This window comes from Sphingomonas yabuuchiae (assembly GCF_001477495.1).
Lineage (GTDB): Bacteria > Pseudomonadota > Alphaproteobacteria > Sphingomonadales > Sphingomonadaceae > Sphingomonas > Sphingomonas yabuuchiae_A.
In genome coordinates this window covers 1-14930 of sequence record NZ_LDTF01000001.1, presented here as the reverse complement: position 1 = coordinate 14930, position 14930 = coordinate 1, and the positions used below count along the sequence as shown (strand labels likewise).

The window sequence follows — 14930 nt, the reverse complement described above, 5'->3', positions numbered from 1 at the left end:
GCGCGCGCGCTGCCTATGCCGCGCGGCATGACCGATGCCCTAACCCTCGCCCAGTCCCTGATCCGGGCCGACAGCGTCACGCCCGCGCGTGGCTCCGTGTTCGACGTGCTGGAGGCCGCGCTGGTGCCGCTGGGCTTTACCGTGGATCGTTTCACGGTCGGCGAGGAACCCGATGGTCCGGTCGAGAATCTGCTGGCCATGCGGGGCGGGACGGGCACGCATCTGGCCTTTGCGGGCCATGTCGATGTGGTACCCGCCGGGGACGGCTGGCAGGGTTCGCCCTTTTCCGGCGACGTGCGCGACGGGCTGCTGTTCGGGCGCGGCGCGGTGGACATGAAGGGTGCGATCGCCGCCTTCGTGGCCGCCATCCCGACCGATCCGACCATCCCGCTCTCGCTGATCATCACCGGCGACGAGGAAGGTCCCGCCGTCTATGGCACCCGCGCGCTGATCGATCGGATGGCCGAGCGAGGGGTGGCCCCCGACCTGTGCCTGGTCGGCGAGCCGACCTCGGCGCAGCGGCTGGGCGACATGATGAAGATCGGACGGCGCGGCTCGGTCAATATCTGGATCACCGTGCCGGGGCGGCAGGGCCATGTCGCCTATCCGCATCTGGCCGACAATCCGATCACCCCACTGATCGCGATGCTGGCCGAGATCGAGGGGATCACGCTCGACACCGGCAATGCCTGGTTCCAGCCGTCCAATATCGAGATCACCGACCTGCATGTCGGCAACCCGGCGACCAACGTCATTCCGGGGGCGGCGCAGGCGCGGCTGTCGATCCGCTTCAACGACGAACAGAACGGCGCGGCGCTGGTCGAGCGGATCACCGCGATCGCCCGCACCCATGCCCCCGCCGCCCAGGTGACGGGCCGCATCTCGGGCGAGGCGTTCCTGACCCAGCCGGGTGCCTTCTCCGCCATGATCGCCGACGCCATCCGTGCCGAGACGGGGATCGAGCCCGAGCTCTCGACCACCGGCGGCACCTCCGACGCGCGCTTCCTGTCGAAACTGTGCCCGACGGTCGAGTTCGGCCTGCTCAACGCGACGATGCACAAGGTGGACGAAGCAGTGGCGGTCGATGACCTTTACGCGCTGACCCGCATCTATGCGGGCGTCATCGCTCGCGCGGGCGCCTGAACACGATATAGAGCGCGCCCTGCCCGCCATGGCGTGGATGGGCACCCCGGATCGCTGCGATTGAATCGGCATGGCGTGAGGCGCCCAGCCAGTCGCTGATCGCCGCGCGGATTGCGCCGCGTGCATGGGGCCGTTCGCTTTCGGGACGCGGCGGCTTGCCCGTCACCAGCAGCAGCACCCGGTCGCCGCGCGCGATCGCGCGGCCCAGCCCCTGGTCGAGCAGCGCGTGCGCCGAGGCGAGCGTATGGCCATGCAGGTCGAGCGAACTGTCGGGCATGACGCTACCCCGCGACAGGCGCTTGTCCCAGCCGCCGTCGAGCGTCTCGCCCGGCCCCTTCTTCACGGCGACAGGCGGCGGCGCGGGCTGGCGGAGCGGCGGCACACGGCCCTTCACCCGCACCTTGGGCGCGCCGGGCGTTTCCTGGAACACCGCCTCCATGGTCGGCGGTGGCGGCGCGGGTCGAGCGGGCACGATGGCGGCGCGTAAGGGACGCACCGTTTCCATCACCCGCGCCCAGAGATGCGCCTCGTCAGGGTTGAGGGATCGCACCGACCGTCCCGACAGGAGCCGTGATCCCGGCCCGCGCCAGCGTTCCGATGGGCAGCATCAGGAAGGCCGTACCCCGCGCCGACATGCCGCCCGCGACAGCCCGCGCCGTATCGCCCGCGCCCCAGAAGGTGTCGAAGCGGTTGGAGCCCTTGATCGCGCCACCCGTATCCTGCGCCACCCACAGTCCGGTCGCATCCTGCCGGTCCATCGACAGGAACACCGGTGCGCCCAAGGGCACGAACTTCGGGTCCGCCGCCACGCTGACCTGTCCGATCACCGCATAGCCCATCGCCCCCTGCGGCGCGCCGTTCAACTCGCGGAAGAAGACGAAGCTCTTGTTCTCGCGCATGATCGCGCGACCTTCCTCGGGATGGTCATGCAGCCAGGCGACTATCCCCTGCATCGAGGTCTGCCCCGGCCCCAGCAGCCCGCGCGCCTTCATCAGCGCGCCGATGCCGGTATAGTCGCGGCCATTCTGCGTATCATAACCGATCCGCATGATCCCGCCATCGGGCAGCCGAAGCCGTCCCGAACCCTGGATCTGGAGGAAGAACACTTCGACCGGGTCGGCACCCCAGGCGAGGATCGGCGCACGCCCCTCCAGCGAGCCCTGCTCGATCGCAGTTCGATCGTCATAGGGGACGAGGTTGGTGCCCTGAACCTTGCCGCGCACCTTCTTGCCCTTCAGGTCGGTGCTGAACGCTCCCAGATCGACATCGATCAGGTCGCGCGGACGGGCATAGATCGGCACCTCATAGCCCGAGCGCCGATCGCGCGAGCCCGCAATCTCCGGCTCGTAATAGCCCGTCGCCAGCGACCGGCCATCGCCGACCTGCACCGCCTCGAAATAGCGGGCAAAGAAATTGCGGGCTTGCCCGCGCGGCACGCTGGCGGCGGCCTGGCAGGCCGCTTGCCAGTCCGCGCCTTGCGTCAAGCCGCTGGCGTCGGTGCGGCGCATCAGGCCGGGGCAGGACAGCAGGAAGGCGGCACGCGCCGCCTCGGCCTGCGGTTCGGTGATCGGCAGAGAGGCGACCGGCGGCCCCGCCAGCACACCGGCCTGCGCCGCCGTGGCCGCACCGGGAATCGCCACGACCGGGGTCGCTGGCAGCGGCGTCGCGCCGACGATCCGCACCGGGCCATCGGGCACGCGTGAGACGCTGGGGCCGCTGGGCTGAACGGACGAGCCGCCCGGCCGCGGGCGGGGTTGTGGCCTGGGCTGGGGCTGCGCTTCGCCTCGCGACGGATAGGATGCCGACGCACCCGGCGGCACAATCCGACCCGCACAGGCCGACAGGCTGACCGAAAGCGCGACCATGGTCGCGACGCGATACCCCCTCAACGCGATCATTCCCCCGTCAGGCCGGATCAGGCTTCGTCGGTGTCAACGAGCTTCCAGTTCGGATCGCCGCTCTTCAGCGTCCGGGCGAAGGTCCAGACATCATGCGTCTCGACCGCATCGCTCAGCGAACCGGCGATGACATGCCCCTCGGCATCGCGCGTGACAGCGGCGATGTCCGCATCGAAGCGGACCGTGATGCGCGCCTCGCGACCCTCGACCTGGGCATCGACGATCTTCGCGCTCTCGACCCGGATCAGGCGGTTGTCGAGCGTCTGGCCCGCCTCGCGCCGCTGTTCGATCGCCTCGGCGAAAGCGGCGAGCACGTCGCGCTCGACCAGATCGGCCAGTACGTCCTCGTCGCCCTTCCAAAAGGCTTCCAACGTCATGCGATAGGCGGCCTGCGCGCCGTTCAGGAATTGCGCCACGTCGAAGCCCGCCTCGCCCGCGATCACCGCGCGAAGGCCCTGTTCGGCGCGCGGATCGATGTTCCGGTTGGCGACGGGCGCGGACGCCTGCGCCGCCTCGGTCGCGCGAGGCAGCGTGACGGGCAACGGCCGGTCGTCGGCGCTGCGCGCCAGCGGCTGCTGTTCATGGCCGGTGCGCTTGCCCAGCACGCTGTATAGCCGCAGTGCGAGGAAGAGCGCGACCATCGCGAGAAGAACGACGTAGAATAACAACACAGGCGCCTTTCACTATCGTGACCGATATAGGCGCAGCAGCCGACAATGAAAACCCGGCCCTCCGACGAAGCGGGCAAGGTTGAAACCATGCCGACCCGCTGCTACGCGCAACGGCTATAAGGCCGAACGCGCGAACCCGCCCTTTCGGTTCCTAATCTCCTTTGATCTCACGCAAGAAGGTATCGACGATGGACGAACAGGGTTTGCCGCAGGGTTTTGAAGCGCCGAACGGCGACGATGCCGGCCCCGCCGCCGGTATGATCTCGCAATATGTGAAGGATCTGTCGTTCGAAAACCCGAACGCGCCCGCCATCTACCAGGCACAGACCGCGCCGGGCATCGACGTGCAGTTCAACATCTCGGCGGCGCAGGTCGGCGAGGAAGTCCATGAGCTGACCCTGAAGATCGAGGTTCGCGCCGAGTCCGAGGGCAAGACCGCCTTCATCGTCGACCTCAGCTATGCCGGTCTCTTCGGTTTCCGCAACGTGCCCGCCGACCAGATCCAGCCCTTCATGCTGGGCGAAGCGCCGCGCTTGCTTTTCCCCTTCGCCCGCCGCGTGCTGGCCGATGCGGTGCGCGACGGCGGCTTCCCGCCCCTGATGCTGGAGCCGATCGACTTCGCGCAGCTGTACCTGCAGCAGGCGGACGCCCAGGCGGGGGCGCAGCCCAACACCCCGGAAACCGGCCACGCCTGATCCGGCCTGACAGATGAACCTGACCAAGGCGCTGGGCTCGGTCGGCGGGCTGACTCTGGCCAGCCGCGTGCTTGGTCTGGTTCGCGACTCGCTGTTCTTCCGCTTCGTGGGCGCGAACTTCGCCTCCGACGCGTTCCAGATCGCGTTTCGCCTCCCCAATATGTTTCGCGCCCTCTTTGCGGAGGGCGCCTTTTCCGCCGCCTTCATCCCGATGTTCAACCGCAAGGTGGCGGAAGGGGATAAGGCGGCGGAAGGCTCAGGCCTGGCGCATGGCCTGGCCTTTGCCGAGAACGCGCTGTCGGTCTTGCTGCCCGTGCTGATCGTCATGACCGCGATCGTCGAGCTGGCCGCCTGGCCCGTCACTTGGGTCCAGACCTTCGGTTACGGCAAGGGCACGCCGGCGCAGTTCGACTATATCGTTCTGCTCAACCGGCTGACCTTCCCCTATCTGCTGTTCATCAGCCTGGTGTCGCTATTGGGCGGCATCCTCAATTCACTGCACCGTTTCTGGGTGAATGCGGCCGCGCCGATTCTGCTCAACCTGACGCTGATCGTCGCCCTGCTGTTCTTCCACACGCACGAGCCTATGGCGACCGCTCGGAACCAGGCGATCGCGGTCACGGTCGCGGGCATCCTTCAATTTGTCTGGCTCTGGTGGGCGTGCCGCCGTGCGGGCGTGCGGCTTCGGCTGAAGCGGCCGGTCATCAACGATGACGTCAAGCGCTTGATGAAGCTGATCCTGCCCGCCGCCGCCGGTGCGGGCGCGGTGCAGATCAACCTCGTCATCTCGACCGCGCTGGCCGCCCGCTTCCTGCCCGAAGGGTCGGTATCCTATATCTATGCCGCCGACCGACTGAACCAGTTGCCGCTCGGGTTGATCGGCATCGGCCTCGGCACCGTTCTCCTGCCTACCGTCTCGCGTCTGCTGGGGGCGGGCAAGGAGGTGGAGGCGATGGAGACGCAGAACCGGGGCATGGAGCTGGCGCTGCTGCTCACCCTGCCCGCCACGGTCGCACTGATCGTCTGTGGCCAGCCGATCGTCGCCGCGCTGTTCGAGCATGGCAAGTTCACCGCGACCAACAGCTATTACACCGCACAGGCGCTCGCCGCCTTCTCGATCGGGCTGCCCAGCTATATCCTCGTGAAGGTGCTGACGCCCGGCTATTATGCCCGCGCCGATACGCGGACGCCGGTGCGCTATGCGACCTGGTCGATGCTGGTCAATCTGGGGCTGAACCTGATCTTCATCTGGTGGCTGGGCCATATGGGGCCGCCGCTGGCGACCGCCATCGCCTCCACGGTCAATGTCGTGCTGCTCTATCGCACGCTGGCGCGGCGCGGGCATTTCGTGGCGGATGCACAGTTGCGGCGGCGCAGCTGGCGGATGCTGCTTGCCGCGATCCTGATGGGCGGGGCGATGGCGCTGCTCAACGCGCGGTTCCAGCCCTATGTCACCGGCACCAACCTGGAGCGCTGGGGCGCGCTCATCACGCTGGTCGTGACGGGGATGCTGGTCTATGCGGTCGCCACCTTCGCGACGGGCGCCTTCCGTCTCGGAGATATCAAGCGGCTCGTTCGCCGCAACAGTTGAGGACCATCATGCGCGTCGTTTCCGGCATCAAGCCCACGGGCAACCTTCATCTCGGCAATTATCTGGGCGCCGTGAAGCAGTGGGTGGCGATGCAGGACGACATCCAAGCCCAGGGCGGCGAGACGATGTACTTCATCGCCGACCTGCACGGCCTGACCGAATGGATCGCGCCCGAGGCGATGGCGGCCAACACCATCGAGATGACCGCGACGCTGATCGCGGCCGGGATCGACCCCGAACGCTCGATCCTGTTCAACCAGACCCGCGTGCCGCAGCATAGCGAGCTCGGCTGGCTGCTGAACAATGTCGCGCGGGTCGGCTGGCTGAACCGCATGACCCAGTTCAAGGACAAGGCGGGCAAGAACCGCGAGGGCGCCAGCGTCGGGCTGTACGACTATCCGGTGCTGATGGCCGCCGATGTGCTGCTCTACAACGCCACGCACGTCCCCGTCGGCGAGGATCAGAAGCAGCATCTGGAGCTGGCGCGCGACATCGCGACCAAGTTCAATAACGACTATGATCGCGAGCTGTTCACCCTGCCCGAACCGTTCATCAGCAAGGCGGCCCCGCGCATCATGAGCTTGCGCGACGGCTCGGCCAAGATGTCCAAGTCGAACCCGTCGGAAATGTCGCTGGTCAAGCTGATCGATACCGATGATCAGATCGCCGAGAAATTCCGCAAGGCCAAGACCGACGCGGACGTCCTGCCCGACACGATGGAGGGGCTGGAAGGCCGCGCCGAGGCGCGCAACCTGATCACCATCTTCGCCGCGCTGGCCGACCGCACGCCCGGTGATGTGCTGGCGCAGTTTGCGGGCCAGGGCTTCGGCGCGTTCAAGCCCGAACTGGCCGACCTGGCCGTCGCCACGCTGGGCCCGATCCGCGAGCGGCTGACCCGGCTTCTCGACGATCGCGGCGAAGTCGGCCGTATCCTGGAGCGCGGCGCGGAGAAGGCCCGCGATTTGGCTGCGCCGCTGCTGCTCGACGTGCAGCGGACCATGGGCCTGCAGATCTGATGAACCCCGGCCCCGTCACCCGATGCGGGGGACGGGGTTTTGGCTGCCGACTCCCGTGGCCTTCCACTTGGTCTCACAGCGCCAACGTTTATCCAAAGCCAGGCTTAGCCCGATAGCAGCCGGAAGGGCTCTACCCCGGCCCCGTTCAGCCTGAGCGCAGTCGAAGGCCACGCCATGCGCTCACCGCCAGCGCATAAAGCTGAACTCGCATCATGATTGATGAAGGTTGGGCAAGCTACAATCGCACCGATTGAACGGCCGTCGAGAGGCGCTCGGCTGGCCGTCCCGTAAGCCAGCCCATGGCCTTCGACTTCGCTCAGGCTGAACCGCGCTTTGGGACTTGGGCTCAACGGCCGTTCGGGCTGAGCGAAGTCGAAGCCCACGCTCCGAACCCCGCCTAAGGACCTCAGCCCTCCAGTTCCTTCATCAGCACCCGCACCGCATTGTCGATATCGCGGTCGGTATCGCGCAGTTCCTCGATCTTGCGCACCGCATAGATGACGGTCGAGTGGTCGCGCCCACCGAATTTGCGGCCGATCTCGGGCAGCGAGCGGGTGGTCAGGCGCTTGGCGAGGTACATGGCGATCTGACGCGGGCGCGCGATGGCACGGGCACGGCGAGCCGAGACCAGGTCGAGCGGCTTCAGCTCGAAATGGCGGCTGACCAGCTTCTGGATTTCGTCGATGGTGATTCGACGCTGGGCGCCGCGCAGCACCTCGCCCAGCGTGGCGACGGCGAATTCCATGTCGATCTTGTCGCCGGTCAGCTGCGCATAGGCGACGACGCGATTCAGCGCGCCCTCCAGCTCGCGGATATTGCCGCGAATCCGCGACGCCAGCAGGTCGAGCACGTCGGTCGGCACATGGATCTCGGGCAGGTCGGCGACCTTGCGGTTCAGGATCGTCCGGCGCAGCGTCAGGTCGGGCGCCTTGATATCGGCCACCAGCCCAGCGCCGAGACGACCGATGATACGCGGCTCCACGCCGTCCAGCGACTGGGGCGAGCGGTCGGCCGAGATGACCAGCCGCTTGCCCGCGCCGACCAGTTCGTTGACCGTGTGGAAGAATTCCTCCTGAGTCGAATCCTTGCCCGCGATGAACTGAAGATCGTCGATCAGCAGCAGATCGGCCGAACGCAGCCGCGACTTGAAGCTGTGCGTGTCGCGCGCGCGCATCGCGGCGACGAAATCGAACATGAACCGCTCGGCCGACATGCACAGCACGACCGCTTCGGGGTGCGATTCGAGAAAGGCATGGGCGATGGCGTGCATCAGGTGGGTCTTGCCCTGCCCGGTGCCGCCATGAAGGAACAATGGGCTGAAACGCGGCGGACCAGGCTCGGCCAACGAGAGCGCGGCGTTGAACGCGACGCGATTCGACGAATCGACCACGTACCGGTCGAAGGTCAGGCGCGGATCGAGCGGTGGCCGGTCGGCGGGAACGCGCATCGCGGGCGCCGGAGCGGCCACGACCGGCGCGGCAGGCGCAGCCTTGGCACGCGTCTGACGCGGTGCGGGGGCCGGAGTCGGCGCAGGTGCCCCGAACAGCGAGGGCTGCTCATCGACCTCGACCGGCTGGACCGGAGTCGCGGCCACGGCACGCGGGGCGGGCGCCGCATCGAAGGTCTCGACGCTGGTCAGGCGCGCGACCTTGCTGGGCGCACGGGTTTCGATAACGACCGAGCGGACCTCGGGCAGAACCGCCTTGAATTCCAGGTGCAGGCGGTCGGCATAGTGGCTGCGCACCCAGTTGGTCGCAAAGGCCGAGGGGAGCGCCAGACGGACCGTATCGGGCTCGTCGCCCTCGATCAGCTCCATCGGCTTCAGCCATTGATCGAACAGCCGGGCGCCTGCCGATTCGCGCAGGTTCGCGCGGACGCGCGCCCAGGCACGGGCCTGGTCCGTCGTCGGTCGCGTTGCCTGCCAATTCGTCACCCGCGCACTCCACTTCTGCCGACCCCCGTGATGGGCGGTCGAGCCCCTATTCCACTTGGCGACACGTAGCCCATCGGCGAATCAAACGGATTCGACCCGGTCTGTCACTTCGCGATGTCCATGACGCGGGGCACGAAGCACCGCCGCTGGGAAACCGATTATGAGCGATGACGGGGTCTGATCAAGACCATGTCCGGCCATAAATCTGAAATAAACCGGATTGACAGCCAAAAGCCCGCAGAAACCCGTCCAACTATCTCACAAGTACATGAAATCGTTGAATATTAACCAAGGCGCGCGCCATCGCCCCGCAAGTCGAATCCCTCGAATCGCGGGCAAAGCTGGCGTTGCGCGAAACGCAGGATTGTTCCCACGGATCACGTTCCGCGAAGCGTTAATGAACGGATGACGAACGCACGAAAAAACCCGCCGGGGGACCGCCCCCGGCGGGTTTCATTCGTCGCGAAACCGAGAGGCTTAGGCCAGTGCGGCGATACGCTTGGTCAGGCGCGAGAACTTGCGCGAGACGGTGTTCTTGTGCAGCACGCCCTTGGCGACGCCACGGGCCATTTCCGGCTGCGCCGCGGCCAGAGCGACCGTCGCGGTTTCCTTGTCGCCGGCGGCCAGGGCGGCTTCGACCTTCTTCACGAAGGTACGGATGCGGCTGACGCGGTTGCCGTTGATGACGGCGCGACGCTCGTTGCGACGGATACGCTTTTTGGCCTGCGGCGTGTTCGCCATGAAAACCTCTAAATCTCGATCAAAAGGGATAGCGGCGCGACGCACCAGCTTTGAAGCCGCCGCCCTTACCGGCTGACGGCCTTGGCGTCAACCACGCTGGCAGGTCGCGCACCAGAAAGTCGAGCGCCCCGAATCGGTTCGCCGCCGGACGATCGTGCCGCATTCGCACGGCTCGCCCTCGCGGCCATAGACGCGCCATTCCTTGGAGAAATAGCCCAGTTCGCCGTCCGGCCGCACATAATCGCGGAGCGACGAACCGCCCGCCAGGATCGCAGCCTCCAGCACGGCGCGGATCGATTCGACGAGCCGCGCGAGTCGCGCTTTCGATATCTGCCCGCCCGCGCGGCCCGGCGTGATCCTCGCCATGTGCAGCGCCTCGCACACATAGATATTGCCCAAGCCCGCCACGATCCGCTGGTCGAGCAGCATCGCCTTGATGGGCGCCGCCCGCCCTTCCAGCGCCTCTGCCAGATAGGCGGCGGTGAAGTCCGGCCCCAGCGGCTCCGGCCCCATGGTGAGGAACGGCGGGTAGCTGGCCAGTTCGGCGGTCGGCCACAGATCGACGAAACCGAATCGCCGGGGATCGTTCAGCGCCAGCCGCCGCCCCGCCGCCGTCTCCAAGAGCAGATGGTCATGCGTCTGCGGCTCGCCCGGATCGATCCGCCAGCGCCCCGACATGCCGAGATGGAAGACCATGGTGTCGCCGCGATCGGTGTCGATCAGGCCGTATTTCGCACGACGATCGAGGGCCGTGACGGTCGCCCCCGTCATCCGCTGACGCAGATCGGCCGGAAAGGGATGGCGCAGGTCGGGGCGGCGCGGCTCGACCAGGGTCAGCCGCGCGTCCGCCAGCACCGGGGTCAGGCCGCGGACCGTGGTTTCGACCTCGGGAAGTTCGGGCATCGTTTCTCTGTCTGGGTTTCCTTAGGCAAACAGCTAGGTAGCGTTTGCCCCGCCAGCAAGGCCGGGCTAGGGCATCCCCATGAGCGATACCGTCTCCTTCGGCTATGAAGATGTGCCCCGCGACGAAAAGGTCGCCCGTGTCGGCAGCGTGTTTACGAATGTCGCCGCCAAATATGACCTGATGAACGACGCCATGTCGGGCGGCATGCACCGGCTGTGGAAGGATCGCTTCGTGCGCCGGGTAAAGCCCCGCGCCAGCGACCAGATCCTCGACATGGCGGGCGGCACCGGCGACATCGCCTTCCGCCTGGCCGAGTCGGGTGCGAGCATCACGGTCGCCGACATCAATCCGGCGATGCTGGAGGTCGGCATGAAGCGCGCGGCCGAGCGTGGCCTCGACGGGCTGGTCTGGACCGAGGCCAATGCCGAGCAGCTGACCTTCCCGGACAAATTCTTCGACGCCTATACGATCGCGTTCGGCATCCGGAACGTCACCGACATCCCGGCCGCGCTCAAGGAAGCGCATCGGGTCCTGCGGCGCGGCGGGCGGTTCTTCTGCCTGGAATTCTCGACCACCGTCTGGCCGGGCTTCTCGGAGGTGTACGACGCCTATTCGCACAAGCTGGTGCCCAAGCTGGGCCAGATGCTGGCGGGCGATGCGGACAGCTATCGCTATCTGATCGAATCGATCCGCCGCTTCCCCGACATGCCGGCCTTTGAAGGCATGATCCGCGAGGCGGGCTTCGTCGAGACCAAGGTCGAGCCGATCATGGGCGGTCTGGTCGCGATCCATTCGGGCTGGAAGATTTGATGCGAGGACGCCTGGGCGGACACGCCCTGTGACCCAGCCGGTGGTGCATTTGTGGCGTCTGCTCAAATGGGGGCGGACGCTGGCGCGGCATGGCGCGCTGAAGGGCATCGAGCGCGATCCCAACACGCCCGCGCCTGTGCGGCGGCTGGCGCGTGTCGCCCGCTTCGGCGCGCGCGTGCCCGCCAAGCCCGCCTATGCCGACGCGTTCCAGGCGATCGGCCCGGCAGCGATCAAGCTGGGCCAGACGCTGGCGACCCGACCCGATCTGGTCGGCGACGATGCCGCGCACGACCTGTTGCGGCTGCAGGACCAGCTGCCCCCCGTGCCCTTCGCGACGATCTGCGCCGCGATGGAGGCCAGCATGGGCCGTCCCCCCTCGCACTTCTTTTCCTCGATCGAGGAGGCGCCAGTCGGTGCCGCCTCGATCGCGCAGGTGCACCGTGCGGTGACGACCGATGGCCGCACCGTCGCGGTCAAGGTGCTGCGCCCCGGCGTCGAGGAAGATTTCGCCCGCGCCATCGACACCTATCAATGGGCCGCAGCCCAGGTCGAGGGGATGAGCGGCGAGGCCGCCCGCCTGCGCCCGCGTCTGACGGTCGAGAATTTCCGCCGCTGGACGCTGCGCGAACTGAACTTCCGGCGCGAGGCGGCCTCGGCCTCCGAACTCGCCGAGGCGATGACCGCCGAGCCCGACTTCATGGTGCCGCAGATCGACTGGGCACGATCCACCGCCAAGGTGCTGACGGTCGAGTGGATCGACGGGATCAAGCTGTCCAACCGGCAGGCGCTGGTCGAGGCAGGCTATGACCTGCCGCACCTCGCCCAGACGCTGGTGCGCGCCTTCCTGCGCCAGGCGATCGCGGAGGGCTTCTTCCACGCCGACATGCACCAGGGCAATCTGTTCGCCCTGCCCGGCAACAAGATCGCCGCGATCGACTTCGGCATTATGGGCCGGATCGATCGGCGCGCGCGGGTGTGGCTGGCCGAAATCCTTTATGGCCTGATCACCGGCAATTATAAGCGCGTTGCCGAGATCCATTTCGAGGCGGGTTATGTCCCCGCCCATCATAATGTCGCCGAGTTCGCCACCGCGCTGCGGGCGGTGGGCGAGCCGATGCGGGGGCTGCCGGTCAAGGACATGTCGATCGGCATGATGCTGGACGGCCTGTTCTCGATCACCCGCGATTTCGACATGGTGACGCAGCCGCACCTCTTGCTGCTGCAAAAGACCATGGTGATGGTCGAAGGCGTGGCGACCAGCCTGGACCCCGACATCAACCTGTGGGACTCGGCCGCGCCGTTCGTGCGCGAATGGATCAGGACCGAACTCGGTCCCGAGGCCAAGATCGCCGACCGGCTGATCGAGGATGTGCAGACGCTGGCCCGCCTGCCCGAACTCGTCCGCCGGATCGAGGCGCGTTACCCTGCGCCGGGTGGCGAGCCGCCCGCGCCGCCCCTCAAGCAGATTGAGGTCGTGCGGATCGGTGGCGGCTGGCGTTATGCGCTGATCTCGATGCTGTCGGCCGCCGCCGGAGTCGCGGCCACCATCGCCGTGCTTCGGTAGGATGCTGGGATAGGCATGCCGGGCAGCGCGCCCCCCGTTCCCCCGCGCCGCATCTCGCGGCCGATCTGGCTGAACCAGCCGGGCCGGTTGTCGGCCATGACGCCATCGGTCGCGATCGGGACGCTGGCGTTGCTGCTGGTTCTGATCGCGGGGCTGCTCTGGACCGGCGGCGATGCCGATCCGGTGGCCGACCGCCTGACACCGGTGTCGGCCGCGATCCTCGACCATGTACGGCACGGGCAGGATTTCTACTCGGCCGCGATCGACGCCTTGCGCGAAAATGGGCGACCGTTGCGCCCGGTGCTGCTGGCGGTGCCGCTACCCGCGCTACCCGTGACGCTGGCGCTGATGCCGCCGCTGGTCGGTCAGTTGCTGCTCGTCCTGCTGGGCCTGGCCGTTATCGCGGGCTGGGCGCGGCGCTGTTGGCCGCTGATCGAGGGGCGCGGCCCCCGCGCATTGGTAATCATCCTGCTCGTCGCGGGACTTTATCCGGCATTCGACCGGGCGATGGTGTCGGTGCCCGAGGTCTGGGCCGCGCTGCTCATCGCGCTGTCGCTGGTTCAGCGGCGGCCCGATGCCATGCCGACTGCGATCGCGCTGGGGCTGGCCGCGATGATCCTCAGCCCCGTGGCGCTTCTCCATGCGCTGCTGATGGCGTTTCTCGCCTGGCGTGCGGGGGCGGAGCGTGAGGCGACCGGATGGATCGCGGCGACCGCCATCGCGATGATCCTCTATGCCGCCCACGCCCATAGGCTGAATGCTATGGTCGGCCCGATCGACCCCGCCATCGCCTCCCCCATCGCGTTCCAGTCGCCGGGTGCGTGGCTGGCGGCGATCGCATCGGCGAGCGGAGTCGGGGTGCTGCCCATGGTGATCGCGCTGCCGCTGGCGGTACTCGCCGCGCTGGGCTGGGCGCATTGGCGGCAGCCGGTGGCGCGGCGGGCGGGGATCACGCTGGCCGCCTATGCGCTGCTCGGCCTTCTGACCGGCGCGCCCGCCTTTGCGCTGGCGGTCGCGCCGCTTATCTTCCTCGGCGTCGTCTTCGCTCCCGATGCGGTCCGCGAGTTGATCGCCGCCGCGCGAGACCGGCGACGCATTACCGTGACGCGAGTCGTGCGATGAGCCATATCCTGTTGATCGTCGGGGGCGGGATCGCCGCCTACAAGGCTTGCGAGCTGATCCGCCTGCTCCGCAAGGCCGGGCACAGCGTGCGCTGCGTCCTGACCGAGGGGGGCAGCCATTTCGTCACGCCGATGACGCTGGCCGCGCTGTCGGAAAATCAGGTCTTCACCACGCTCTGGGACCTGAAGGACGAGGCGGAGATGGGCCATATCCAGCTGAGCCGCGAGGCCGATCTGGTCGTCGTCGCGCCGGCCACCGCCGACCTGATGGCGCGCATGGCGAACGGCCATGCCGATGATCTGGCCACGACCCTGCTGCTCGCCACCGACACGCCGGTGCTGGTCGCCCCTGCCATGAACGTCCGCATGTGGTTGCACCCCGCCACCCAGCGTAACGTGGCGCAGTTGCGCGCCGATGGGGTCGAGGTGATGGCACCCGATGAAGGCGCGATGGCGTGCGGCGAGTTCGGCCCCGGCCGCCTGCCCGAGCCGCCCGCGATCCTCGCCGCGATCGAGGCGAAGCTGACGCCTGCCCATCGCCCGCTGGCGGGGCGGCATGTGCTCGTGACGGCGGGTCCGACCCACGAGCCGATCGATCCGGTCCGCTACATCGCCAATCGCTCCTCGGGGCGACAGGGCTTTGCGGTCGCGGGCGCGCTGGCGGCCTTGGGGGCGCGGGTGACGCTGGTCGCCGGGCCGGTGACGTTGCCCACGCCGCCGGGTGTTACCCGCGTGAATGTCGAAACTGCGCGCGACATGGCCCAAGCCGTCACGGACGCACTGCCCGCCGATGCCGCCGTCATGGTCGCCGCCGTCGCCGACTGGCGGGTCGAGGCGGCCGAG

14 protein-coding genes are annotated in these 14930 nt (G+C 67.7%); 8 read left to right on the top strand and 6 right to left on the bottom strand.

Going from position 1 to position 14930, the window contains the following annotated elements:
- Nucleotides 1–27: 27 nt before the first annotated feature.
- Nucleotides 28–1143 carry a succinyl-diaminopimelate desuccinylase gene (gene dapE / locus NS355_RS00070; RefSeq protein ID WP_058743808.1) on the top strand — a complete coding sequence of 372 codons (1116 nt, stop codon included), beginning with the start codon at nucleotides 28–30 and terminating at the stop codon, nucleotides 1141–1143.
- On the opposite strand, the gene NS355_RS00065 is transcribed toward dapE, so the two are convergent.
- Genes NS355_RS00065 through NS355_RS00055 form a run of 3 tightly spaced genes read right to left on the bottom strand, consistent with a single transcriptional unit; the run spans nucleotide 1121 to nucleotide 3709 of the window.
- The gene (locus NS355_RS00065; RefSeq protein ID WP_058743789.1) at nucleotides 1121–1648 is read right to left on the bottom strand and encodes a Smr/MutS family protein; all 528 of its coding nucleotides are present in this window, start codon (nucleotides 1646–1648) and stop codon (nucleotides 1121–1123) included. The two genes, dapE and NS355_RS00065, sit on opposite strands and share 23 nt — an antisense overlap.
- 25 nt (nucleotides 1649–1673) lie before the next feature.
- Entirely contained in the window at nucleotides 1674–3041 is a 1368-nt protein-coding gene (locus tag NS355_RS00060) for a murein transglycosylase A (protein ID WP_153007962.1), read from the bottom strand.
- Between the two features lie 17 nt (nucleotides 3042–3058).
- On the bottom strand, nucleotides 3059–3709 hold the full coding sequence (locus NS355_RS00055) for a Tim44/TimA family putative adaptor protein (protein WP_153007967.1): 651 nt from the start codon (nucleotides 3707–3709) through the stop codon (nucleotides 3059–3061).
- 191 nt (nucleotides 3710–3900) lie between these two features.
- Here NS355_RS00055 and secB point away from each other — a divergent pair, with 191 nt between their 5' ends.
- From secB to trpS, 3 genes are read left to right on the top strand one after another with little or no spacing between them, the layout of a single operon-like run.
- On the top strand, nucleotides 3901–4407 hold the full coding sequence (gene secB, locus NS355_RS00050; RefSeq protein ID WP_042490310.1) for a protein-export chaperone SecB: 507 nt from the start codon (nucleotides 3901–3903) through the stop codon (nucleotides 4405–4407).
- Nucleotides 4408–4420: 13 nt separating this feature from the next.
- The gene (murJ, locus tag NS355_RS00045; protein ID WP_058743787.1) at nucleotides 4421–5998 is read left to right on the top strand and encodes a murein biosynthesis integral membrane protein MurJ; all 1578 of its coding nucleotides are present in this window, start codon (nucleotides 4421–4423) and stop codon (nucleotides 5996–5998) included.
- Between the two features lie 8 nt (nucleotides 5999–6006).
- Nucleotides 6007–7014, top strand: coding sequence for a tryptophan--tRNA ligase (gene trpS, locus NS355_RS00040; RefSeq protein ID WP_058743786.1), 1008 nt, complete (start codon nucleotides 6007–6009; stop codon nucleotides 7012–7014).
- A 406-nt stretch (nucleotides 7015–7420) separates the two neighbouring features.
- On the opposite strand, the gene dnaA is transcribed toward trpS, so the two are convergent.
- The 3 genes from dnaA to mutM form a co-directional block, all read right to left on the bottom strand.
- Nucleotides 7421–8947: a chromosomal replication initiator protein DnaA gene (gene dnaA, locus NS355_RS00035; protein WP_058743785.1), complete on the bottom strand. Its 1527-nt coding sequence runs from the start codon at nucleotides 8945–8947 to the stop codon at nucleotides 7421–7423.
- A gap of 477 nt (nucleotides 8948–9424) precedes the next feature.
- Nucleotides 9425–9688 carry a 30S ribosomal protein S20 gene (rpsT, locus tag NS355_RS00030; RefSeq protein ID WP_042490304.1) on the bottom strand — a complete coding sequence of 88 codons (264 nt, stop codon included), beginning with the start codon at nucleotides 9686–9688 and terminating at the stop codon, nucleotides 9425–9427.
- Between the two features lie 87 nt (nucleotides 9689–9775).
- Nucleotides 9776–10591, bottom strand: a complete 816-nt coding sequence (gene mutM / locus NS355_RS00025) for a bifunctional DNA-formamidopyrimidine glycosylase/DNA-(apurinic or apyrimidinic site) lyase (RefSeq protein ID WP_058743784.1) — start codon at nucleotides 10589–10591, stop codon at nucleotides 9776–9778.
- Between the two features lie 79 nt (nucleotides 10592–10670).
- Here mutM and NS355_RS00020 point away from each other — a divergent pair, with 79 nt between their 5' ends.
- The 4 genes from NS355_RS00020 to coaBC all read left to right on the top strand — a co-directional run.
- The gene (locus tag NS355_RS00020; RefSeq protein WP_058743783.1) at nucleotides 10671–11402 is read left to right on the top strand and encodes a class I SAM-dependent methyltransferase; all 732 of its coding nucleotides are present in this window, start codon (nucleotides 10671–10673) and stop codon (nucleotides 11400–11402) included.
- A gap of 28 nt (nucleotides 11403–11430) precedes the next feature.
- Nucleotides 11431–12966, top strand: coding sequence for a 2-polyprenylphenol 6-hydroxylase (ubiB, locus tag NS355_RS00015; protein WP_058743782.1), 1536 nt, complete (start codon nucleotides 11431–11433; stop codon nucleotides 12964–12966).
- Between the two features lie 15 nt (nucleotides 12967–12981).
- The gene (locus tag NS355_RS00010; RefSeq protein WP_058743781.1) at nucleotides 12982–14088 is read left to right on the top strand and encodes a hypothetical protein; all 1107 of its coding nucleotides are present in this window, start codon (nucleotides 12982–12984) and stop codon (nucleotides 14086–14088) included.
- The coding region (coaBC, locus tag NS355_RS00005; protein ID WP_058743780.1) for a bifunctional phosphopantothenoylcysteine decarboxylase/phosphopantothenate--cysteine ligase CoaBC at nucleotides 14085–14930 on the top strand (846 nt) is incomplete at its 3' end. The genes NS355_RS00010 and coaBC, both read left to right, overlap by 4 nt.